The sequence below is a fragment of the Rhizobium sp. N324 genome, from assembly GCF_001664485.1.
Lineage (GTDB): Bacteria > Pseudomonadota > Alphaproteobacteria > Rhizobiales > Rhizobiaceae > Rhizobium.
In genome coordinates this window covers 1,864,568-1,885,377 of the sequence record NZ_CP013630.1, presented here as the reverse complement: position 1 = coordinate 1,885,377, position 20,810 = coordinate 1,864,568, and the positions used below count along the sequence as shown (strand labels likewise).

General features: G+C 61.2%; 23 protein-coding genes. 6 read left to right on the top strand and 17 right to left on the bottom strand.

The genetic code is table 11. The features are described from left to right. Nucleotides 1-63 precede the first annotated feature (63 nt). Nucleotides 64-369 carry an immunity protein TriTu family protein gene (locus tag AMK05_RS09060; RefSeq protein WP_143535823.1) on the bottom strand — a complete coding sequence of 102 codons (306 nt, stop codon included), beginning with the start codon at nt 367-369 and terminating at the stop codon, nt 64-66. Nucleotides 370-1,286: 917 nt separating this feature from the next. Beyond that, entirely contained in the window at nt 1,287-2,555 is a 1,269-nt protein-coding gene (locus AMK05_RS09050; protein WP_064838165.1) for a patatin-like phospholipase family protein, read from the bottom strand. A gap of 35 nt (nt 2,556-2,590) precedes the next feature. Here AMK05_RS09050 and AMK05_RS09045 point away from each other — a divergent pair, with 35 nt between their 5' ends. Beyond that, nucleotides 2,591-3,673, top strand: coding sequence for a hypothetical protein (locus AMK05_RS09045; RefSeq protein WP_237352198.1), 1,083 nt, complete (start codon nt 2,591-2,593; stop codon nt 3,671-3,673). 135 nt (nt 3,674-3,808) lie between these two features. Beyond that, the gene (locus AMK05_RS09040) at nt 3,809-4,279 is read left to right on the top strand and encodes an MEKHLA domain-containing protein (RefSeq protein ID WP_064838163.1); all 471 of its coding nucleotides are present in this window, start codon (nt 3,809-3,811) and stop codon (nt 4,277-4,279) included. A gap of 55 nt (nt 4,280-4,334) precedes the next feature. Here the strand turns inward: AMK05_RS09040 and maiA are convergent, their stop codons facing one another. From maiA to hppD, 4 genes are read right to left on the bottom strand one after another with little or no spacing between them, the layout of a single operon-like run. Then, nucleotides 4,335-4,967, bottom strand: coding sequence for a maleylacetoacetate isomerase (gene maiA / locus AMK05_RS09035; RefSeq protein ID WP_064838162.1), 633 nt, complete (start codon nt 4,965-4,967; stop codon nt 4,335-4,337). Beyond that, the gene (locus AMK05_RS09030) at nt 4,964-5,989 is read right to left on the bottom strand and encodes a fumarylacetoacetate hydrolase family protein (protein WP_064838161.1); all 1,026 of its coding nucleotides are present in this window, start codon (nt 5,987-5,989) and stop codon (nt 4,964-4,966) included. The genes maiA and AMK05_RS09030 overlap by 4 nt, the downstream gene beginning before the upstream one ends. Nucleotides 5,990-6,007: 18 nt before the next feature. Further along, nucleotides 6,008-7,369 carry a homogentisate 1,2-dioxygenase gene (gene hmgA, locus AMK05_RS09025; RefSeq protein ID WP_064838160.1) on the bottom strand — a complete coding sequence of 454 codons (1,362 nt, stop codon included), beginning with the start codon at nt 7,367-7,369 and terminating at the stop codon, nt 6,008-6,010. A 59-nt stretch (nt 7,370-7,428) separates the two neighbouring features. Beyond that, nucleotides 7,429-8,538: a 4-hydroxyphenylpyruvate dioxygenase gene (gene hppD, locus AMK05_RS09020; RefSeq protein ID WP_064838159.1), complete on the bottom strand. Its 1,110-nt coding sequence runs from the start codon at nt 8,536-8,538 to the stop codon at nt 7,429-7,431. A gap of 129 nt (nt 8,539-8,667) precedes the next feature. Between hppD and AMK05_RS09015 the strand changes: the two genes are divergently transcribed. Then, the gene (locus AMK05_RS09015; protein WP_049733185.1) at nt 8,668-9,168 is read left to right on the top strand and encodes an Lrp/AsnC family transcriptional regulator; all 501 of its coding nucleotides are present in this window, start codon (nt 8,668-8,670) and stop codon (nt 9,166-9,168) included. Between the two features lie 42 nt (nt 9,169-9,210). Here AMK05_RS09015 and AMK05_RS09010 read toward each other — a convergent pair whose 3' ends face one another. Further along, the gene (locus AMK05_RS09010) at nt 9,211-9,672 is read right to left on the bottom strand and encodes an Lrp/AsnC family transcriptional regulator (RefSeq protein ID WP_064838158.1); all 462 of its coding nucleotides are present in this window, start codon (nt 9,670-9,672) and stop codon (nt 9,211-9,213) included. Between the two features lie 125 nt (nt 9,673-9,797). Between AMK05_RS09010 and AMK05_RS09005 the strand changes: the two genes are divergently transcribed. Continuing rightward, nucleotides 9,798-10,589 carry a phenylalanine 4-monooxygenase gene (locus AMK05_RS09005; RefSeq protein ID WP_064838157.1) on the top strand — a complete coding sequence of 264 codons (792 nt, stop codon included), beginning with the start codon at nt 9,798-9,800 and terminating at the stop codon, nt 10,587-10,589. A gap of 43 nt (nt 10,590-10,632) precedes the next feature. Here the strand turns inward: AMK05_RS09005 and AMK05_RS09000 are convergent, their stop codons facing one another. The 7 genes from AMK05_RS09000 to AMK05_RS08975 all read right to left on the bottom strand — a co-directional run bounded on the left by AMK05_RS09000 (nt 10,633) and on the right by AMK05_RS08975 (nt 15,187). Then, complete coding sequence (locus AMK05_RS09000; RefSeq protein WP_064838156.1) at nt 10,633-11,625, bottom strand: L,D-transpeptidase family protein; 993 nt, start codon at nt 11,623-11,625, stop codon at nt 10,633-10,635. A gap of 44 nt (nt 11,626-11,669) precedes the next feature. After that, the gene (locus tag AMK05_RS08995) at nt 11,670-12,554 is read right to left on the bottom strand and encodes a hypothetical protein (RefSeq protein ID WP_064838155.1); all 885 of its coding nucleotides are present in this window, start codon (nt 12,552-12,554) and stop codon (nt 11,670-11,672) included. A 100-nt stretch (nt 12,555-12,654) separates the two neighbouring features. Continuing rightward, nucleotides 12,655-12,969 (bottom strand): hypothetical protein, encoded by a 315-nt coding sequence (locus tag AMK05_RS08990; protein ID WP_064838154.1) that lies wholly within the window; start codon nt 12,967-12,969, stop codon nt 12,655-12,657. A gap of 92 nt (nt 12,970-13,061) precedes the next feature. Then, on the bottom strand, nt 13,062-13,643 hold the full coding sequence (locus tag AMK05_RS08985) for a BA14K family protein (RefSeq protein WP_064838153.1): 582 nt from the start codon (nt 13,641-13,643) through the stop codon (nt 13,062-13,064). Beyond that, a complete protein-coding gene (locus AMK05_RS35165; RefSeq protein ID WP_190237338.1) occupies nt 13,640-13,807 on the bottom strand; it encodes a hypothetical protein in 168 nt (55 codons plus the stop codon). The genes AMK05_RS08985 and AMK05_RS35165 overlap by 4 nt, the downstream gene beginning before the upstream one ends. 46 nt (nt 13,808-13,853) lie before the next feature. Then, nucleotides 13,854-14,678 carry a DUF1236 domain-containing protein gene (locus AMK05_RS08980; RefSeq protein WP_064838152.1) on the bottom strand — a complete coding sequence of 275 codons (825 nt, stop codon included), beginning with the start codon at nt 14,676-14,678 and terminating at the stop codon, nt 13,854-13,856. Between the two features lie 110 nt (nt 14,679-14,788). Next, nucleotides 14,789-15,187 carry a DUF1236 domain-containing protein gene (locus tag AMK05_RS08975; RefSeq protein ID WP_064838151.1) on the bottom strand — a complete coding sequence of 133 codons (399 nt, stop codon included), beginning with the start codon at nt 15,185-15,187 and terminating at the stop codon, nt 14,789-14,791. Between the two features lie 200 nt (nt 15,188-15,387). On the opposite strand from AMK05_RS08975, the gene AMK05_RS08970 reads away from it, so the two are divergent. Then, complete coding sequence (locus tag AMK05_RS08970) at nt 15,388-15,684, top strand: hypothetical protein (RefSeq protein WP_064838150.1); 297 nt, start codon at nt 15,388-15,390, stop codon at nt 15,682-15,684. Here the strand turns inward: AMK05_RS08970 and AMK05_RS08965 are convergent. From AMK05_RS08965 to AMK05_RS08955, 3 genes are all read right to left on the bottom strand, one after another. Next, a complete protein-coding gene (locus tag AMK05_RS08965) occupies nt 15,673-18,438 on the bottom strand; it encodes an EAL domain-containing protein (protein WP_064838149.1) in 2,766 nt (921 codons plus the stop codon). The genes AMK05_RS08970 and AMK05_RS08965 overlap by 12 nt on opposite strands. Continuing rightward, on the bottom strand, nt 18,435-19,502 hold the full coding sequence (locus AMK05_RS08960; RefSeq protein ID WP_064838148.1) for a FecR domain-containing protein: 1,068 nt from the start codon (nt 19,500-19,502) through the stop codon (nt 18,435-18,437). The genes AMK05_RS08965 and AMK05_RS08960 overlap by 4 nt, the downstream gene beginning before the upstream one ends. Nucleotides 19,503-19,618: 116 nt before the next feature. Next, on the bottom strand, nt 19,619-20,470 hold the full coding sequence (locus tag AMK05_RS08955) for a class I SAM-dependent methyltransferase (protein WP_064838147.1): 852 nt from the start codon (nt 20,468-20,470) through the stop codon (nt 19,619-19,621). A gap of 163 nt (nt 20,471-20,633) precedes the next feature. On the opposite strand from AMK05_RS08955, the gene AMK05_RS35160 reads away from it, so the two are divergent. Beyond that, the gene (locus AMK05_RS35160; protein WP_171899763.1) at nt 20,634-20,810 is read left to right on the top strand and encodes a hypothetical protein; all 177 of its coding nucleotides are present in this window, start codon (nt 20,634-20,636) and stop codon (nt 20,808-20,810) included.

Sequence of the window (20,810 nt, the reverse complement as noted above, 5' to 3'; positions counted from 1 at the left end):
CTGCAGCGCAGATGGCGGTTTAGGCTGTGAACCTATTAATGGCCATCGGCATGGCGTGGACGTTCAATGAATTGCGAACAGTTTCAAAATATCGCTGAATTCCTCGCCGAAGGTGGCGCTCGCCGCTGCGTGACCGTGAAGGGAAAGGATTGTCGCTGATGTTGCTGCGTCAATTGCCTCGGCATAGAAATTCCCGTCGGACCACAATGTAATGCGCCCGAAAAGTTCGCTGCTTTCAAAGTCGATTTTGGCGGCTGGATTCGACGTGGGCGTGCAAACTTCAACATCGATGCTCAAGCTTGAGGACGGAGTTGCTGCAAGCCTCGTTCCCCAGGCAATGAACCCATCAATCAGTGGGGCGTCAGGCATTTAGCAGACCAAAATTTAGAACTCGCAAACGCCGTCACCCAGAACGGCATGATCTTTGGGCGGGTGTTGCGGTTCAACATGGCGCCGCAACGAGAGCTGATGAAATGCCACGCCGTCTACTTGACTACGTTGAGGCCGAAAATCACGTCGCGAACAACACCGTCTCCATAAGACTCCCTGTAAGTTGCCTTGTCAGGGCCGATGTATCCGGCTGCAGAAGTGTAGTAAACAATCATGCCTGGGGCTTTCACACCAGCGCATTTGGGAAACTTTTTCGAATTCGCAACTATCTCTTCCGGAACGATTTCGAGCTTACCATGAGCTGGCGGAGAGAGTGTTCGAACGTTCGGCCGGGTCGATTGTGAGCAATCGGCTTTGAGGTGCCAAGTCTGCCCCAGTCGCGTCCTCTCAGCGCTAACCGCAGTAAGGCTCCTGTTCTCCGTGGTAATGCCACCCGAAGTCGTCGTACAACCCGCCAGTGTCGGAATTACCAGAGCGGAAAATGCCGCAGCCAAAGTTCGCATCATCGGTCTCCTGTTGCTTATGAGCATGCGTACCGAGGGCGTCTAAACGCGTCAATCGCGTGAGGCATTGAGCCGCAGGAGCCATTTCTATGCGCATTCCCTCACAGCGAGGGCGGGATCTCAAAGCAAGGATTGAGATGGGACGCGTTATTCGCCTTCGCGGCTCTGCCAACGGCGACCCCGCGGGGGGACTTGATACGCGTCAGCTCGCGCCCCCACATGGCTTACCGGCTCGGCTAGGTTTCTTCAGCCCGAGTTCAATATCGGCTTTCATGCCGCCTGTCGCTTAGTGGATGGGGCAACCTGTCCCCACGCGGCGCGCATCTCGATCTGATGATGGCGAGCTACGTCGTCGATGCGCTCAATGCGTGGGTCTGCAGCGCAGATGGCGGTTTAGAACGGCAGGAAGCCGAACAGGCGTTTGCTGGCGCTCGCCGCCCAGGAGGGCTTCACCGTCCCCGCCGCCAATGGCGGGCCGGGCGATGGCGTCAGTGGCGATGGATAGAAGCGATTGAGCATCGCGTCGCAGACATAATGACCCCAATTCGTCAGAACCTCCGTTTCCCTTGCGCCGAGGAAATGAAGATAGGTGCCGACGTCAGAGGGAACGACCGACGACGGCGGCAGCGTGTAGGATGCATAGGGTTCGAGTTCGGCATCCTTGCTGTCGATCGACCAGTAGACGCCATGCGTTCTCGCGCGCAAAGCCGATTTCGAGGGAGGGTCGAGGCCGAGCATATCAGCCTGTTTTGCCGCCTTGAAGCCGCCGATCAGGTCTCGCCGCCGCAACGACCTCACCTGATTGTCGGTGGTATCGAGAACGCGCTTGAGCTGGCTCAGATAGTTCCAATATCCGCGGGTGGAGGAACGCCAGGGCGCGCCGGCATCGCTGACGAGCAGGCAGTCGCAGCGTTTCAGCGCCGGCTCGATGCCGTGATTGTCGTAAACGCCGTCATCGCTGAGGATTGCCCTGCCGGGAGCAACGGGTTCGCCGACGGTGTCGTCGAGTTTTTCCCTCTTCCAGGAAAACTGCGACAGATCCAATCGCAGCGGGGACAGCACGGGCGGGAATGCCGCCGACGCGGCAACCGCGGTCGCGAGCGGAAGTGCCGGATGAAATGACACGCCGATCCGGTAATCCGCGATATAGCGGTTGGACATCCGGAAGAGCGAACCGGTGCTGAGATTGCTGGCGCAGAAGACGAACCAGGGCGTTTCAGGCAGGTCTTTCAGGCTTGGCGATTTTCCATCGAAGAGATGACGCTCGTAGAGTTTGGCGGCTTCCTCCGCCGCACTCGATAAGGGATTGAACACGCCCTTCAGGAAACTCGGCCCATCCGCAAAGACCTGGCTGAAGGCCAGAATGGGATCGACATATTCCGTCTTGAAGTTGACGGCGACGTCATTCTCAAAGACCAGCCGCGGCCATACATAGGCGAGCAGGCCGGAGGCGATCGATCCGCCCGAGACCGACGAGATCATATCGAGCTTCGCCAGAAGGCCGGCCCCGTTCAGCCTCGCCAGCGATCCCGCATGGAAGAGCATGGCCCGATAGCCGCCGCCCGAAAGGCAAAGGCCGAGCCGGTAGCGCTCGGCCGGCTTCTCGGGTTCGTCGGATCCAGACAAGACGCTGTTTTCCTCGGGATGCTCCCCTTCTGACATGCTCTGTCCTATCACGTTAAGAAGGATGATGACATTTGTATCAGATCGAGACCGGCGCGAAGGAATGTCATAGCGGATTGCCAGAGATTGGCGTCTGGTCTCATCTTTCACTTCGATCCGCCGGCCGAACCTCTCTGGAGGACTGCACGATCAGTCTTGCAAAACATTCCTCGCAATGTTCAATAACCCTCGCAAAGGCGGGGGAATCGATGCGGTACACTGTTGCTGGCTTGCTGTTTCTATGCGCGTTTCCTCTGTCTGCAGCGGAGATCACGCGCGAGCCGTTGGAGGGTGACACCGACCTGATCTCCGTCACCGGCGTCCTGAACGAAGGTGACGAAATCCTCTTCAGAAACGTCGCCGCGGCCCCCAATAAGGCGCTGGTTTTTCTAAACAGCGAGGGCGGGGATCTCAAAGCCGGCATTGAGATCGGGCGCGCCATCCGCCTTCGAAACTTTGCCACCGCGGTCCCGCCGGGGACCTTGTGCGCTTCAGCTTGCGCCCTCACCTGGCTTGCCGGTACGCCGCGCATGCTTGAGGCCACATCCAATCTCGGCTTCCATGCCGCCTATCGCGTGATTGACGGCAAGGCCAGCGAGAGCGGCGTCGCGAACGCGCTTGTCGGAGCCTACCTCAACCAGCTCGGATTGTCCGACACCGCCGTCGCTTTCGTAACATCGGCGCCGCCTGAAGGCATCGAATGGCTAACCCCTGACAAGGCGCAGGGCGTGGGCATTGCCTACGAGACGGTTCAACTGGACGCGGCGAATGCGACGTCCGAGGAAGGTAAGACGTTGCCGTATGATCCGATGGGCACGGTGACGGCGTTCTACTCCGCACTCGCGGTCGCCGATGGTGAAACCGCCTCGGCTCTGGTCATTCCGGAAAAGCGCGGCAAAGGCCCCTTCAACGAAGCGTCGATCCATGTCTTCTTCGGCGCGATGTCGCAGCCGCTCAAACTCACCGGAACGGCGCTGCGCGGCAATGATAACGTCCGGGTTTCCTACGAATATGTCACCAACGACGGCCGCCGCTGCCAGGGGCGCGCCGATGTCCAGACCACCTACGCATTCGGCAAGACGTTGCTTTCGAAAATCACGGCGCTGGACGGCTGCTGAACGTCTTCGCCCTGCCACAGTCACCGCAGCTGACCGCATCTGCTTCAGGCAAGCTGGCCCCGCAGTTGCTCGTCTCCGGATTTGTGCGCTCAGCTATGCCGCCTGCACCGAAGCATTTGACCAGCGAGGCAGTTCGTGACTTCTATCTATGACAATCACGCTCTCGACCTGACCAGCGATCCCGATTTCTTTTCCCTGCTGACCGGAAGCTACGGGCGCATCGTCGGCCGTCGTCTTGCCGAGGACGGACAGGGGCCGGGCTGGCTTTACCACGATGCGCCTTTTGTGGTCCTCGCGCACAATACACTGCCCGATCCACGCTTCATCTACGCGAACCGCACGGCGCAGAACTGCTTCGAATATGGCTGGGACGAATTCACTTCCTTGCCGTCGCGGCTTTCGGCCGAGCAGCCTGACCGCGCCGAGCGTCAGCGGCTGCTGGATAGCGTGACCCGCGATGGTTTTGTCGAGAATGGCCGCGGCGTCAGGATCGCAAAATCCGGGCGCCGTTTCTGGATCGAGAACGTGACCGTCTGGCAGCTTATCGATGAAACGGGCAAGCGGCTGGGCCAGGCTGCGACGTTCCCTTCGTGGCGGGACGCGTAGTCTCTCCGTCCAATCGCCGGGCCTCGGCCTGATGGGTTGTACCCGGGCGGTGACGTCACGGCTTTACGCGGTCGGGATGCGCCGCCTGGAAGGCCGGTAGTTCGGCGCACCGGGCGTCGATATCGAAGATGCGTTTGAGATGCGTGAGATCAACGCCCCAGCGACGGGCGTTGTAGACTTGCGGGACAAGGCAGAGGTCAGCCATCGTCGGTGTCTTGCCGAAGCTGAAGGTTCCATCGGCGCCAGCGATCATCGCCTCCAGTTTGCCAAGTCCGTCGGCGATGAAATGCTGCATCCACTCCTCGCGGGCGTCGGCCTTGTCGGTCATGGCCATGAGATGCGTCGCAACATGCATATTGCAGATCGGATGGATGTCCATGGCGACCGCATAGGCCAGCGCGCGGACATGCTGGCGGCCGGCGCTGTCTCCGGGCAGCAATCCACCTTCCGGCCGCAACTCGGCCAGATATTCGATGATGGCCAGCGACTGGGTGAGAGCTTTTCCGTCGATCACCAGTGTCGGCACCAGCCCCTGCGGGTTGAGCGTGAGATAGTCCGGCTTCCTATGGGCTGCCTCCAGTAGATTGACCGGTACGGTCCTGTAGTCGATCTCCAGCAGGTTGAGCGCGATGCGGATACGATAGCTCGCCGACGATCTCCAGTAGTCGTAAAGAACGACCTCGCTCATTGTGCTGCCTCTCCCCCGTAGCGTTCGACGGTCTGCTCGATCGCCCCGAAGATCGAATGGCCGGCGCGGTCCTTCATCTCGATGCGGACCTGATCGCCGAACCGCATGAAGGGCGTTTTCGGCGCGCCGGTTTCGATCGTCTCGATCATCCGGATTTCGGCGATGCAGGAGTAGCCGTCGCCACCGTCTTCGACCGGCCGGCCCGGGCCGCCGTCCCGCTTGTTGGACACCGTTCCCGAGCCGATAATCGTTCCGGCCGCGAGACTGCGGGTTTTGGCGGCATGGGCGATCAGCTGGCCGAAATCGAACGTCATGTCGATGCCGGCATTGGCCTTGCCGAAGGGCTTGCCGTTCAAGTTCACCAGCAGCGGCAGATGCAGCGTGCCGCCATCCCAGGCGTCGCCGAGCTCGTCCGGCGTCACTGCAACCGGCGAAAAGGCCGAGGCCGGCTTGGACTGGAAGAAACCGAACCCCTTGGCCAGCTCGTCGGGGATCAGGCCGCGCAGCGACACGTCGTTGACGAGCATCACCAGGCGGATGGCGTCGCGGGCGGTCTCAGGGCTTGCCCCCATGGCGACGTCACCGGTGATGACGGCGACCTCGCCCTCCATATCGATGCCATAGGCCTCGTCGGCCGCGACGATCGGATCGCGCGGCGCGAGGAAGACATCCGAGCCGCCCTGGTACATCAGCGGGTCGGTCCAGAAGCTTGCCGGCATCTCGGCGCCGCGGGCCTTGCGCACCAATTCGACATGGTTGACGTAAGCGGAACCATCGGCCCATTGATAGGCCCGCGGCAAAGGTGACGTAACGTCATGCTCGTGAAAACGGAGCGCCGGCTGGGCGCCGGTCTCGATGCCTTCGGCAATCAGCCGGAGTCTCGGCGCCACATGCTCCCAGTCGTCGAGGGCTGCCTGCAGCGTGCGGGCGATATGGCCGACTTCGGAGCAGCGGGTCAGGTCGCGGGACACGACGACGAGGCGGCCGTCCCTGGTCGAGTCCTTCAAGGTCGCAAGTTTCATTTTCCAATTCCGATGCTATCACTTGATACCCGGGGTTCCGTCGAACTTGCGTTCCAACCCGTCCCAGCATTCGAGGTAATCCTCCTGCAGCGTTTCCAGCTCGGCGGCGTATTTCGTCAGTTGCTGCGGGTATCGGGTCTCGAACATGAAGGCCATGGTGTGATCGAGCTTCACCGGTTTGAGCTCGGCATTGGCTGCCTTTTCGAATGCGAGCGCATCCGGCCCGTGCGGCAGCATCATATTGTGCAGGCTGATGCCGCCGGGCACGAAGCCCTCCTCCTTGGCATCGTACTGGCCATGGATCAGGCCCATGAACTCGCTCATGATGTTGCGGTGATACCAGGGCGGACGGAATGAATGCTCGGCGACCAGCCAGCGCGGCGGAAAGATCACGAAGTCGACATTCGCCGTGCCGGCATCTTCGGTCGGGGCGGTCAGCACCGAAAAGATCGACGGATCGGGATGATCGAAGAGAATGGCGCCGACCGGAGAAAATGTCCTGAGATCGTATTTGAACGGGGCATAATTGCCGTGCCAGGCCACGACATCGAGCGGCGAATGGCCGATCTCGGTGACATAGAATTTGCCGCACCATTTCACATGAACGCGGCAAGGCTTCTCCTTGTCCTCGTAGGCGGCGACAGGCGTCTTGAAATCGCGCGGATTCGCCAGGCAATTGGCGCCGATCGGGCCACGTTCCGGCAGCGTGAATTTGGCGCCGTAGTTCTCACAGATGTAACCGCGCCAGACCGGCTGCTCGCCGATCCTGAGGACCTTGAACATCATGCCGCGGGGGATGAGGCATATTTCCAGCGGCTCCACATCCATGATGCCCATTTCGGTGAACACCCTGAGGGCGCCGAGCTGCGGCACGATCAGCAGTTCGCCATCGGCGTTGAAGAAGTAATCGTCGATCATGTCCTCATTGAACACATAGGCATGGGCCGACATGCCGACTTGGGTCACGGCATCGCCTGCCGTCGTGATCGTCCGTACCCCTTCCAGAAAATTCAGTCTTTCGGTGGGCGCCGGGATCGGACCCCAGCGAAGCTGGCCGAGCGGCAGCGAATGTTCATCGAGGCAGGGTGCGGTCTTCCAGAGCGGATAGGAAGCGTTGGAGAAGCGGCGGGTGTGGCGCACGCTCGGGCGGATGCGGTAAAGCCAGGATCTTTCGTTCGTGCCGCGCGGGGCGGTGAACGGCGAGCCGGACAGCTGCTCGGCATAGAGGCCGTAATTGCATTTCTGCGGGCTGTTCTGGCCTTGCGGCAAAGCGCCGGGAAGCGACTCGGTTTCGAAGTCGTTGCCGAAACCCGGCATATATTTCAGTGTGTCCGTCGCCGCGGCTTCACCGCCGGACGTCTGGATCGATGTCTGGTCCATGCTCAACTCCTCCCATCACTCTCGCTGCGCCGCGCGTCGTTTCAGACGTGCGAGAGAGTTTACTCCGCAGCCGTCCCGATGGCACCACGCTTGATCTGATCGGCCTCGATCGACTCGAACAGCGCCCTGAAGTTGCCTTCGCCGAAACCCTCGTCGCCCTTGCGCTGGATGAATTCGAAGAAGATCGGGCCGATCACGGTTTTGGAGAAGATCTGCAGCAGGATTTTCGTCATGCCGCCATTCACCACGCCTTCGCCGTCGATGAGGATGCCATGCTTCTTCATGCGCTCGATCGGTTCGCTATGGCCGTTCACCCGTTCATAGGACATGTCGTAATAGGTCTCCGGAGGACCCGGCATGAAGCGCAGGCCGTTGTCGGCAAGCCGGTCGGTGGCCCCGTAAATATCCTCGGTGCCGACGGCGATGTGCTGGATGCCCTCGCCCCGGTACTTCTTCAGATATTCCTCGATCTGACTGGTGTCGTCCTTCGATTCATTCAGCGGAATGCGGATCTTGCCGCAGGGCGAGGTGATGGCGCGGCTGACCAGACCGGTGATGCGGCCGTCAATATCGAAGAAGTGGATCTGCTTGAAATTGAACAGCTCGCGGTAGAAATCCCACCACTTGTCCATATTGCCGCGGAAGACATTGTGCGTGAGATGGTCGAGATAATAGAAGCCGATCCCCTCAGGACGCGGATTGCGCTCACCAAGCCAATCGAACTCGGCATCGTAGGCCGACCCCTTGGCGCCATAAGTCTCGACGAAATAGAGCAGCGAGCCGCCGATGCCGACAATGGCCGGGACGTCGAGCATCTTGTCATCACCCTCATAGGCAACGGCGCCTTTCGACACCGCATGGTCGAAAGCGTATTTGGCGTCGACGACACGCCAGGCCATCGATGCGGCGCAGGGACCATGTTGCTCGAAAAAGCGGGCGGCATGGCTGCCGGGCTCGGCATTGACGACATAGTTGATGTCGCCCTGGCGCCAGACGGTGATGTCTTTCGTCTTGTGCCTGGCAACGGCAACATAGCCCATGCGTGTGAAGAGTTCGCTGAGCTTCTCGGGTTCTGGATGCGCGAACTCGACGAATTCGAAGCCGTCGGTGCCGGCCGGGTTGTCGGCGGTGATTTCGGATGGCGGCGCATCATGCGGGAAAGGACCCATTTTCTCCTCCTGACGAGATGGAGTTTAACTGCGCAAAGTGTGACCCAAAACGCGTGCAATATCCTTGCATTCTTCATGCTTGCGGAAGATATTATGCACGGTTCGTGAGTGTTTTGGAGATTTTACGCAATGGATGAACAGATCGACAAATTGGATTTGCGCCTGCTGCAAGAGCTGCAAAAGGATGGCAGGCTGACGAATAACGAGCTGGGCGATCGGATCGCGCTTTCACCCTCACAATGCTCGCGCCGGCGCACACGGCTGGAGGCCGAGGGCTATATCCGCAGCTACCGGGCCTATCTCGACCGGGAAAAGCTGGGTCTGGATATGCTGGTGGTCATTTCGGTGACGCTTGCGACCCACAACAGAGACAATGCCCAGCGTTTCTCCCAACTGATCAACGGACTGCCGGAGGTTCTCGAAGCCTATGCTTTGACCGGCGAAATGGACTACCATCTGAAGGTGGCCACCCGCGGGCTCGCCGACCTCTCCAAATTCGTGAACGACGTTCTGTTGCCGCACGAGTCTGTGCAGCACGTGAAGACCTCGATCGTGCTCGACACGCTGAAGACCTTCGAAGGCTTTCCGGTGCGCATGCCGGGCAGCTGGCACGGCGACAGCGCGCGATGACCCTCAATCGTCACCGACCGGAGACTTGCTTGGCCACAAGCGTCAAAGCGGCAGTTCGGTCGAGAATTTGAGCTCGCGCAACACGAAGCTCGATACCACGGTGCGCACATGCGGGTTGCGCATGAGATAACGGGTCATGAAGGCTTCGTAGCTTTCCACGTCCCGCGCCCGGATCTTCAGCATGTAATCGAAAGCGCCCGACAAGGCGTAGCACTCCATGATCTCCGGCCGCTCCAGCACCACCGACGCGAAAGAGGCGACCGCCTCTTCGTGATGATCCTCCAGCGTGACATGGGCGATCACGCAGAGCTTGAGGTCGAGTTTGCCGGGGTCGAGCAGCGTCACGCGCTTGCGGATGACGCCGTCGGCTTCCAGTTCCTGGATCTTCCGCCAGGCCGAGCTTTGCGACATGCCGGCCTTCTCAGCCAAATCTGCCAGTGAAAGGCTGCCGTCGGCCTGGATGAGTTGCAGAAGGGTGCGTCGAAAGTTCCCAGTTTCTTTCATTTTCGCCCCTTTGATCGAGAATATTTTTCATCACTATGGCGAGAAGCGGCACAAAAGAAAAGAAAATCCGCCGGCCCCGGAGCATAATCGCAGACATAGCGCCATTCCTGGGAGGATCAGTGCCGATGACCAAAGAAAGCAGCTACACCGCGAAACTGCCCGGCCCGGACGGCCTCTACGACTACAGCCCCGAGGAAGATGCGATCTGGGGCGAACTCTACCGGCGTCAGATGAAGATATTGGCCGGCACGGCCTGCCAGGAATACCTGGATGGCGTCGATCTGCTGGGGCTCAAGCCGGAGAAAGTGCCTCAGCTTCTCGATGTGGACAGACGCCTGCACGAAACTACCGGCTTCGGCGTCGAAGGCGTGCCGGCGCTGATCCCGCCCTCGCGCTTTTACGAGCTTCTGTCGCAAGGCAAATTCCCGCTGGCAACCTTCCTGCGCCGCCGCGAGCATATCGACTATATCGAGGAGCCGGACCTGTTCCACGAGGTCTTCGGCCACTGCCCGCTCCTGACCAACCAGAGCTATGCCAATTTCGTCAGGCATTTCGGCGAAGCCGCCGCCCGCCTCGGCAAAGGCTATTCCTGGCATCTGTTCCGGATATTCTGGTTCACCGTCGAATTCGGCCTGATCAACACGCCGCAAGGCCGCCGCTGCTTCGGCGCCGGCATCGTCTCGTCGCCGAGCGAAGCCAAGGCGGCAACCGAAGGCACGGCGTGCGAATTCCGGCCGTTCGATCTGATGAGCGTTCTCAGGACCCCCTACCGCATCGATATCCTCCAGCCGATCTACTATGTCATCGACAGCTTTGCCGATCTGGAAGCGATCGTGGAGCAAGATATCGGCGGCATGATCCTCAAGGCGAAATCGCTGGGTGATTTCGCCCCGGCTTTCGAAGCCAAGGCCTCGTAACCGCTACCCGACGGGAAACGGTCGGTGTTCGAAATGCCGCGTCTCACTTCGGAGCGGCGGGACTGCGATCGACGAAATCGACCAGGACGCCCAGCTTGACCATGCCGGCCAGCTCTTCGGCGTCCCAGTTCGTCAGGCGCACGCAGCCATGCGAGCCGACCTTGTCGATGAGCTTCGGCTCCGGCGTGCCATGGATGCCATAGGTCGGCTCGGTCAGGTCGATCCAGACGGTGCCGACCGGGCCATTCGGCCCTTTCGGAATGGTCAGGACCTTGTCGTTCTTTCCCTGCTTGAAGTTCAGCTCCGGGTCATAGCGATAGACCGGCATCCTGGCGACGCCCTTGACCTTGTGTTTTCCCGAGGGCGACGGATTGTCTTTACTGCCGATCGTCGCGGGATAGACGGCCAGCAGCGCTCCGTCCTCGGCATAGGCCAGAACCTGCCCCGTCTTCCTGTCAGCCTCGATCCTCTTGACCTTGCCTTCCCTTGGGGGGCCGGGGTTCACCACCCACACCGTATCGCCTGGAGCAAACGGCGAAGCCGGGTTGAGCGCGTTGACGAGATCGATGCCCATGTGAAACCGCTCGGAGAGCTTTTCGGCAACGCTGGTATATCCCAAGCTCTGCATCTTGGCCTTCTCGCCATAATCCTCGGGTATCTTGTCGACGAGGCCCTTGGCATCGTCGGCCGAAACGACATAGCTTTCGACGATCGTGGCATCGCCTTCCAGGCGGGACACCACCTCGGCATCCGGCCTGCCATCGACAGGAAGCCCGTTCATCGCCTCGAAACCGGCCACCGCCTTGCTGACGTTCTCGCCGGCGAGCCCGTCGATGACGCCGGGAGACGCGCCGGCACGGTCGAGCAGGACCTGAAGGCGGACGATTGCCGGGTCAGGATCTTCGGACGAGCGCTTTTCTGCTTTGATTGAAGCAATCGAAGCGGCGTTGATTGCATCGGGTTTGAGGTCCACCGCGGCGGCATCGCCAACGGAGACGATTAGAGCGAGCAGCGACATCGGCAGGGCTGTTTTCATAGACGACAAAATGGCCGACGCCGGAACTTGTTCCATGGTCCAGATCACGGCATCTTCGCAGAGCTTTTGGCTTCTCGCGATCTTGCGGCGCGGCGCGCCGGCCTCAGTTCCTCGATCGTCGGCAGCCACCACGTGGCGTCCTCAGCCGGAGGGGTTTTCGCAGGCCATGTGCGGACAAGTTCTTCGAGTGTCGGCGCCCGCCAATATCCCCAGACGTGATCCTCGGTCACGCTGGGGTAGAAGTCCGCCACGATACCCGGCTCGGCCAGTTCGCCGGTGATCTCGGTAAAGACGACAATGCCATAGGAGACGGCGACCGGTCTGCCGATCGGCGGCAGATCGTCGCCGGCAAGCGGGTAGCGATGACGCTTTCGTTCCGCCGAGCGCAGCCTGCTGCGCATCTCCTGTTCGGTCCCCTTTCGCTCCTCGGCGCGGCGCCGTCTCTCCTCCGGCTCGTTTCGGCGCGCTGCCGCTTCGATAGCGGGCCATCTGTGTCTGAGGTCCTCATAGGATCGGAAGGGAACGTGCCATAGCCTGAGATCGCCGTCCCATCGGGAAAACGGCACTTCACGCAGTTCATCGACAACGGTTTTCGAGTATGGCGTGCGGATTCGAAAGCCTGCCTTGCCGAGTTGAAGATAGGGACTGTCGATCGGCTCGAAGACGAAGGCGTCGCGTCCCTTCGCATCGGCATGGGCGTCGGCTTCGGCCTCCAGCTCGGCAAGCCATTTCCCGATGCGGCGGGGCGCCGTGCGTCCGGGAACGAACCAGGCCTTGCGAACGTCGCTCCACCGGGCACGGGGGAAACGCTTTCGGAACTGCTCGACGGTCATTCTGTCGTAAGGAAAGGAAACGTCGGCGCCCGGCTTGGGGGCGTCATCGCTGGACAACACCTCGTCACGATTGGTCGGGGATTTCGTTTCGCTCATGGAAGGAGAACGCTTGCGCGAAGGGATCGGTTTCCGGTGGGGCGGCCGATAGCGCCCAGTTTGCACGCGGAAGAACAGGATAACCGCCGGCAATTCCTCTTCAGTGAATTGTCTTCAATCGCGTTTCGTCATGCGAGATATCATGCAGCGTCGCCATCAGCTTTTCGAATTCGCTCAAGACGCGATTGAATTCGGCGTCGGGCATGCCGATGATCTCCGCTATCGTCGAGGAAACGGAGGCAATGAGCCTGTCGATCCAGACGCAGCGATCGGCCGGCACATGGCCGAGAACCTCGTGCCGATGCGTCTGCAGCTCGCGCAGAATACGGACGATAAGGGCGCCTCGGTCCGCCCTGCTCAGGAACCGGAGCCTTGCCTGCGCCCTCTGGATTTCCGTTACAAGCGTCGTCGCCATCCCCTGATCTCCACCCCTCAATACAACCGATATCACAACCGTAGCGTTTGAAACACGGACTTTGGTCCGACATTGGCGCGGCGTGGCGGTGATCAATTGCTCGCCGCCACGATGACCGGCGCGTCGCAGCTGCGCCGCGGGCCGTCCCACGGCTGATATGTATTGTCCTCAGGCCGATACGACCTGTAGCGAGCGGCGCACCAGGCCGCCGCCTGCGGGTTCACTTTTATGCCCCCGCCTTCGTCGGCCGCGGCGACATCCGGCTGGTGCGGCGAAGAGCAGGCGCGGATCTCCCCGCTGTAGGATCGATAGCTGTTGGTCGCAGGATCGAAGGAGCGGTAACGCTGTGCGCACCAGGCGAGATGTTCGGGCGGAAATTGCGGTTGCGGTGCCAGGCGTTCGGTTGACGGGCCAGCCGGTTGCGGCTTCGCCCTTGCCGTCATCATAGCCGGCGCCTCAGTGACATAGCTGGAATAGAGGGGCGCGATCCGCTGATAACGCTGCTGCCGAGGATCGATTTTGACCGGCCCCGTCGTCCAGAGATCCGGCTCTGCAACATCTTGCAAGGCCTGGGTTTCGGTATCCGCCACGACGTGCGAGGCAACGGATGTTGCTGCTATGCAGGCACACACCGAGCTGACGATGCCGAAGGCGACGGAGGCGAGGCCGTTCATTGCCCCGCCCCCTGCTGTTGCGCCTGTGGAACCCAGACGCGGCCGGCCGTGTCGCCGTGCCGGCCGCCGGTGGCGACAAGCACGGCGAGGATACCGGCGATCGCCAGCAGAATGGCGACGAGCGGCAGGGCCAGACCAGTGGATTTCTGTTCGGAATAGATCATGTTCCTCTCCTCGTCCCGGCGGCGCAAGGCCGCCGGGCGCCGGCTGCTATGCCGTGATGATGTAGACGATCGTGAACGCGGAAGGATCGACGATGACGATCCGGCCGTCGGCGAGGATGAAGAAACGATAGGCCTTGTATTGCGGAACGATCTCCACGATCCGCGGCGGCAGTGGCTCCAGCCTGATCTTCTTCGGAATGGTCGTGCCCACCGAGACCGTGAAGTCCACGTCCCGCACCGGCTCAACATGAACCTCCTTCACGACAGTCCGGATTTCCGTCTGCTGCTCGACCGAGATGTTGACGTTTGTCGTGTTGTTCGTCTCGGTCTTGGTGGCGTTTTTGGCGTTGGCGTCGACCGAGGTATTGTTGTTCTCGACGTTCGTCTTGCTGTTCGACTGGGTTTCGGTCGAGCCGCCGGAGGACGTCGCGGCATCGCCGGATTTTGGTGTTTCGCCAGAACTGTTCGAGGTGCCGGTCGACGTCCCTTCTTTGCTGCCGGCAGGCTTCTGGCCTTCCGTCGCGGACTGCCCCGACTTCTGCGTCGTCGAACTGTCCGAGTTTCCGGATTGCGTCTTGGCGCCGGACTGAGTCTTGGCACCAGGCTCAGTGGTTCCCGAGGATGCACCCGACGAGCTTCCATCGGAGCCCGAAGGCTGCTGCGTCTTCTGGCTGGTCGATGCGTCTGCGCCGCCCGAAGCAGCACCGCCCGCATCCGGCTGCTGGGCCGCACCGTCGCTGGACTGGCCGCTCTGCGCGGCACCCTTCTTGGGAAGGATGGGCGCATCCTGCGCCGAGGCGGACATCATGCCGACCGGAGAAACGCCGATCGAGAGTGCCGTCATCAAAACGGCGAGTGTCTTGCTCTTCATAACAATCTCACTGATTTTGGCCGCACGACGACGCTGCCGTCCATCGTGCGGCTGATCTAAACGATGATTTGTGAAGTAAGACGCGGCAGAGGGCCGCGTTGGGCATCAGGTCACTTGATGACCTGGATTACCTTGCGGGACGACGGTTCGACGATGACACGTTCATCGTTGACCACCGCGTAGGCATAGGTCGGATCATCCGGGATTGGCGTTACCACGACCGTTTCCGGCAGCGGCTGCCCGACGACAACCTTCTCCTTTACGACCACGCGCGCCGAAGGTGCCGGAGCCTCGCGGACATAGGTGACCACCTTTTGCGGCGGCGGATCGATCGCGGTGCCGACGACGGCGCCGGCAACACCGCCGACAGCAGCGCCAACCGGGCCACCGACAATCGCGCCCGCGACTGCGCCGCCGGCCGCGCCATTGACGGTCGATGACTGGGCGAATGCCACGCCTGACATGAGGGTCGCGGCAGTTGCCGCACAGACGATAAGCTTGGAGAGCATATTTTCCTCCTTCTGTTTTGAAGCGGCCCTGGTGACCGCTGCCAAACCAACCTGTTGGAGACGGGGTCGTTCCACGCCTAGGACCTCAGTCCGATCGATCCCGGCCTTTGGTCCGAGATCCATGTCAATGTCGGTCGCCGGCGCTACTTTCTGATCGAAAGGAACCGGTCGTTCCCGGTATCGGCAGGAGACTGAAGGAGATGGCACGATCCAACCGCAGGGAGGCGGGGCGCAGGCGCCTGGCGATGCGTCTGCCTGAGATGCGGAAGCTGATCATGGAAGCGCGCGACCCGTGGCAACTCCAGCTCTTCGAGGCCTACCAGATGGCGATCGAAGCGCGCGACTGCGTTCGCAAGCAGCACTTCGATCCGAAGCGGGTGCAAGAATATGACGAAACCTGTTTCGAGATCGAAAAGCACGTCATCCGGGCAATCCACGAACGTTCCGTCGGACCCACGGCCCCTCAGCGCAAACCCGGCGAGCCGTCAGGCCGATAGACGTTTCCGGACACTCCAGTTGGAAAGCATGCGAAGAGCCTCGTCCGGCCTGCCGAACAGATAGCCCTGCCCCGTCTCGCATCCGAGCCGTTGCAGTGCTTCGGCCTCCGTTTCGGTTTCGACGCCTTCGGCGACGACCTGCAGTTTCAAACCATGCGCCAGCGAAATGATCGCCCGCACGATCTCCAGCATGGTCGGATTTCCCTTCATTCGCCGGACGAAGGACTGGTCGATCTTGAGCTTGTCGAGAGGAAGATCGGCAAGGTAGCTCATCGAGGAATAGCCGGTGCCGAAATCGTCCAAGGCGATGACGCCCCCCGTTTCGCGAAGTGCGCGCATCTTTTCGATCACGAGTCCGCCTTGGCCGAGGAAGGCGGATTCCGTCAGCTCGAGGCAGAGGCGGGAAGAAGGAAGCCCGCTGTTTGACAATGCCTCCCTCACATCGGCCTCGATGTCGGACTGCTCGAACTGAAGGGCCGAGACGTTGACGGCGACGCCGAGTTCACCGGGCCAGGCGGCCGCTTCGGTGCAGGCCTCGAACAGCGTCCAGCGGCCGATCTCGCAGATCAAGCCGGAGGATTCCGCGATCGGGATGAACTCGGCGGGAGATATCAAACCGAACTCGGGATGGTTCCAGCGGATCAGGGCTTCCGCGCCTAACAGGCGCCCGCTTGCAAATTCGATCTGTGGCTGGAACAGCAGGAAGAACTGCCGATCCCGGAGGGCATCGCGCATATCCCGCTCCAGCCGGCGCGACCGGGCCTGGCGAACGGCCGTGGAAGGATCGAAAGAAGACCATTGCCGGCCTGCCATGGTCTTCGCAGCATCGAGCGCGGATTCTGCGGCGTTCAGGAGCGCGCCGGCGGCGGCATCTTCCGAGCTGGCTATTCCGACGTGAACCGAGATCGGCACAGCCGAACCGCGGAGCTGTAGAGGCGCCTCGAACAGGTCCAACAGACCCTTTGCAAAACCCTCGATCGCCTGTGCATCGACCGCCGGGGTGGCGATGCCGAAATGGTCGCGGTCGAGCCTCGCCAGCAAATTGCCGGCGAATGCATTGCCGAGTCTCACCGCCACGGCCTTCAGGAGTTCGTCGCCGACGTCGCGCCCAAGCGTGGCGCAAAGCGAGGAGAAACGTTCGATATCCAGCACCGAGACGAGGGTGCCGCCCTCAAGGGTTGCCAGACGGGAGGCAAATTCCCGGCGATTGAGCAGCCCGGTCAGGTCGTCCAGCTCGGACAGCGCCTTCAACCGCTCTTCATAATCATACCGCGCGGTGATGTCCCGTATGATCAGGCAACCGGCAAACCGAAACCGCGCCGAGGCCGGATGCCCATGCGGCTGTTCGATCGGCGAAATCGTGACGGATGCCTCGTAATGCGTGCCCTGCGAGCCCTTGTCGGCGAAGTCGACAAGGGCCGTGTGCACCTTGCCCGGTTCGGCATCGTGCTCCGCTACCAGCCTTCGCACGACATCGACGATGGCGGCGTCGGTGCTGGTGAGAAGGGAGGCGCCGATCTCGGCTCGCAGCACCGCCTTTGCGGATGCGCTCGCTTCGACGATCCTCAGATCGCTATCGAATGCAACGACACCGTCCGAACTGTCGGCGATGATCCGTCTCATCAGGCGCCTGGTGTTGCGGACCTCGGTATTGGCGATGGCGACCAGCATTCGGCCAAGGTCGACACGTTCGTTCAAAGCGAGCATCCATGCGAGCAGCAGCGTCAACCACGGCACTGCGGTTGCGACAAGGATCCCGTAGCGCCACTGCAGCAGGAATGCGCTGATCTCGCCGATGGCGACGATGGTCAGTCCCACCGCCATCATCGTGACAATCCCGGTTGAACGGCTGCGGATGACGCCGACGATCAGCAAGGTGGCAAACAAGAGTTCCAGCGGAACCTGATCGAACACCCGGAGGAAACGCTTCTGAAGCAGCGTTTCAGCGGCAAGCACGTGAATAAGCGGGCCGGCGATCGCGCCGTAGACGGGAACGGCGAAAATGTCCTTCAGCTCGGCCGCGGATGCTCCCACCACGACCGAGCGGTCTTTGATCGCCTCGGCCGGCACGGTCCCGTTCAGCACGCCGGACAACGAGAATGTCGGGACGGTGTCGGGCCTGATCGAATAGTCCACAGCCAGGGAACCGGAACTGCCGTCGATCCTGCCCAGGGCTGCTGCGGCCGATTGGGTGGGGTTGCCATCGAGTTGGCTTCCCAGATCGAAACGCCGGACGATCCCGTCCGCATCCAACGCGACATTGGCGAATGCGGGCCAAGCATTCTCAAGGAACTGCGGGATCGGCCTCGTCACCGCCGTTTCAGACGATGACGCCGTCTCCTGCTGCCGGAACACCGGCAGAAGAACCCCTCCTCCGGACCTCGCGAGCGCCGCTGCGAGAAGCTCGTCCTCCTCACGGCTGGAGGTTGCGCTAAAATCGACGTCGAGAAAGACTTCCTTGGCGCCTGAGGCAATCAGCTTGTCGAGCAGTGTCGCGTAGATGCTCCGTGGCCAGGGCCATGTCCCGACAGCGTCGAGTGAATGCTTGTCGATCGCAACGAAGACAATGTTGCCGGTGGCGGTGCGAGGCGCCCATTCGAAGCGCTTGGCGAAAAGGCTGTTGTCGATCCCCTGCACGAAGCCGAGGCTGGCCACGGGCAGCACCAGCATGACGGCGATCAGCACAAGCCGAACCGTGATCGTGCTGATGCCGTTGGAGAGATAATCCCCAGCCGCCTTGGCCCTACCCCTCACTTGTCCTTGCCTTTTCCGCCGGAATTGCCGTTGCCGTTGCCGCCGCCGTTGTTGTCACCCTTGCCGTTGTTGCCGTGGCCGCCGGAATTGCCATTGCCATTTCCATTGTTACCGCTGTCTTGGGAATGGCCGTTGCCATTGCCGTTGTTGCCGTGGCCGCCGGAATTGCCATTGCCATTTCCATTGCTACCGCTGTCATCGGAATGGCCGTTGCCATTGCCGTTGTTGCCGTTTCCTCCGGAATTGCTGTTGCCGTTGCCGCCGCCGTTTCCGTTTCCGTTGCCACCGGAATTGCCGTTGCTACTGCCGCTGTTGCCGTTACCGCTGTTGCTGCCGGAATTGCCGTTGCTCTTGCCGTTGCTAGCGCTGTCATCCTCGCTCGCTCTGGAACTGGTGTTCTCGCTCGTCGCCGAAGAACTGCTCTTGGTCTCTGCGGTGGCACCGGCGAGTTTCGTGGTGCCCACGGCCGGAATCTGGGCGACCGAGGCTGCAACCGAGGTGATCTCGGGCTTGGATAGCCGGCCCGCCACCGTCATACCGGCCGTCTTGTCGACGGTCGCGCTCTGCCCCGGCGCCACGTTCGACCGCTGGCCGCTGGCGAAGGAGGTCACCTGGACCAGTCCACGATCGACGGCGACGGATGCTTTCGCCCTGTTGACCGTCACATGAAAGATCGTCCCTTTCACCACTGCCGCGAGGTAGGGCGTCTGTACCGTCGTATGCGGTTGGCTTCGCTTCTCGATTTCAAGGTCCAGCGAACCGACCTGCTGGAAGATCTGTGTCTTCATGGTGGCGGAATCGTTGGTGGCGATGGCGGCAAGCGTGTTGGGCTGGAAGGTGATGCTCTCCACCCCCCTGGCAAGCTGAAGGCGCCCACGCGGGCCGGTGGAAACCCAGGCCCGGTTGGGAACCACCGCGCCGGCGCGCAAGCCCTGCCAGTTCGTCCTGTCGACCGTAAATTTTACTTGATCTGTCGCCTTGACGACCCGCCAGTCATCAGCAGCAAAGACGGCTGTCGGCAGCACGATCAATGCTGCGATCAGAATTCGAAATATTATCGACATGAATGCTATTCCCTCGGCCTTGGGACGAGTGAAGCATGTTCCGATTAAGAATGATTATAAAACCGGATGATGATTGTAGGAATTGTATGATTAATGCGCCGACACTCGGCCGAGGACTACGAAACGTGACCGGTGACGACCAAGGCGCTCATGCCGCCGCTGGGGCAAGCGCCGTACCGCGCTTCAACCCGCCCGGCCACCTCGTCGACGATTTCGGACACGCGCTCCGGCGCCCGCCATTCGATCTCTCCCCGCAGCCGCGTGCCCCGGCAGAAGGCCACCGCAACGTCATGCGCGGTGGCCGCGACGGAGGTCAATTCGAGCCGGTCGCAGGTCACGGCCTCAAACCCTGCCGACGACATCTGGGCCTTGATCTGGCTGGGGTCGAAATAGGAATAGGGCAAGCGCCTGAGAAAATCCGGCGGATCGGATGGGAAGAGGTTTGCCAGACATTCGTCGACGCAGCTTGCGAAGCTGTTGGCCGACAGTGAATCCCAGGTCGAAAACAGAAAACGGCCTTTGCCGCGCAGCACTCTTTCAGCCTCGCCATAGGCCTTCACCTTGTCGGGAAAGAACATTGCGCCGAACTGGCAGATGACGAGATCGAACATTTCGGGGGCGAAGGGAAGGTTCTGCGCATCGGCATGCATCCAGTGAGTCCGCGACATCGTCACCGATGGTGCACCGATGTCGATCATCGCCTGGCTGAGATCGGTGGCGACGATCTCCGTCGGCGGATCGAGCGTCGCGCGCAGCGCGCGTGTCAAGGCGCCTGTCCCCGCAGCAAGCTCCAGAACGCTGCCGGGTTTCGACCGGTCGGCGGCGATGGCCATCTCCGCCGCATAGGGCGCGAAGAGGATCGGCACCAGAAGGGCCTGGTAAAGCTCGGCGACGCCCTGATCGAATGGCGCGGGAGACGTGGCAAATACAGCGTTGTCGCCGCTTTCGATGTCGGCAGAAATCGTCACTCACAAACCTCCACCCTTAAGTCCCTCAGGTCTGAAATATGACGGCTTCCGCCGATGTCCACGGGGATAAGACCTTGGTCCCTATCCTCCCCGACCGAAGTCCCCGGCGTGGAACGCGCACCGAACCGGCTCCGTTTCGAAGGATACCGAAGGAGATCCAAATATGGCCCAGACTAACAGATCCCGCGTCAATGACGCCTGCAACCTGTGCGTCATCGCCCTTGTCGTCGTTCTGGCCGGGCTTCTCTACGTCTTCGGGGCGGCCATGTCAGGCGATACGCTGCAGTTGACCAAAAGCATAAGAGGCGCCGAAATCTTCGATACCAGGGATGTGCCCTGA

What these genes read in the sequence shown, in the direction of transcription:
- AMK05_RS09060 (WP_143535823.1), bottom strand. Translation starts at nt 369, where the DNA reads ATGCCTGACGCCCCACTGATTGATGGGTTCATTGCCTGGGGAACGAGG.
- AMK05_RS09050 (WP_064838165.1), bottom strand. Translation starts at nt 2,555, where the DNA reads ATGTCAGAAGGGGAGCATCCCGAGGAAAACAGCGTCTTGTCTGGATCC.
- maiA (WP_064838162.1), bottom strand. Translation starts at nt 4,967, where the DNA reads ATGAGCGAGGTCGTTCTTTACGACTACTGGAGATCGTCGGCGAGCTAT.
- AMK05_RS09030 (WP_064838161.1), bottom strand. Translation starts at nt 5,989, where the DNA reads ATGAAACTTGCGACCTTGAAGGACTCGACCAGGGACGGCCGCCTCGTC.
- hmgA (WP_064838160.1), bottom strand. Translation starts at nt 7,369, where the DNA reads ATGGACCAGACATCGATCCAGACGTCCGGCGGTGAAGCCGCGGCGACG.
- hppD (WP_064838159.1), bottom strand. Translation starts at nt 8,538, where the DNA reads ATGGGTCCTTTCCCGCATGATGCGCCGCCATCCGAAATCACCGCCGAC.
- AMK05_RS09015 (WP_049733185.1), top strand. Translation starts at nt 8,668, where the DNA reads ATGGATGAACAGATCGACAAATTGGATTTGCGCCTGCTGCAAGAGCTG.
- AMK05_RS09010 (WP_064838158.1), bottom strand. Translation starts at nt 9,672, where the DNA reads ATGAAAGAAACTGGGAACTTTCGACGCACCCTTCTGCAACTCATCCAG.
- AMK05_RS09005 (WP_064838157.1), top strand. Translation starts at nt 9,798, where the DNA reads ATGACCAAAGAAAGCAGCTACACCGCGAAACTGCCCGGCCCGGACGGC.
- AMK05_RS09000 (WP_064838156.1), bottom strand. Translation starts at nt 11,625, where the DNA reads ATGAAAACAGCCCTGCCGATGTCGCTGCTCGCTCTAATCGTCTCCGTT.
- AMK05_RS08995 (WP_064838155.1), bottom strand. Translation starts at nt 12,554, where the DNA reads ATGAGCGAAACGAAATCCCCGACCAATCGTGACGAGGTGTTGTCCAGC.
- AMK05_RS08990 (WP_064838154.1), bottom strand. Translation starts at nt 12,969, where the DNA reads ATGGCGACGACGCTTGTAACGGAAATCCAGAGGGCGCAGGCAAGGCTC.
- AMK05_RS08985 (WP_064838153.1), bottom strand. Translation starts at nt 13,643, where the DNA reads ATGAACGGCCTCGCCTCCGTCGCCTTCGGCATCGTCAGCTCGGTGTGT.
- AMK05_RS35165 (WP_190237338.1), bottom strand. Translation starts at nt 13,807, where the DNA reads ATGATCTATTCCGAACAGAAATCCACTGGTCTGGCCCTGCCGCTCGTC.
- AMK05_RS08980 (WP_064838152.1), bottom strand. Translation starts at nt 14,678, where the DNA reads ATGAAGAGCAAGACACTCGCCGTTTTGATGACGGCACTCTCGATCGGC.
- AMK05_RS08975 (WP_064838151.1), bottom strand. Translation starts at nt 15,187, where the DNA reads ATGCTCTCCAAGCTTATCGTCTGTGCGGCAACTGCCGCGACCCTCATG.
- AMK05_RS08970 (WP_064838150.1), top strand. Translation starts at nt 15,388, where the DNA reads ATGGCACGATCCAACCGCAGGGAGGCGGGGCGCAGGCGCCTGGCGATG.
- AMK05_RS08960 (WP_064838148.1), bottom strand. Translation starts at nt 19,502, where the DNA reads ATGTCGATAATATTTCGAATTCTGATCGCAGCATTGATCGTGCTGCCG.
- AMK05_RS35160 (WP_171899763.1), top strand. Translation starts at nt 20,634, where the DNA reads ATGGCCCAGACTAACAGATCCCGCGTCAATGACGCCTGCAACCTGTGC.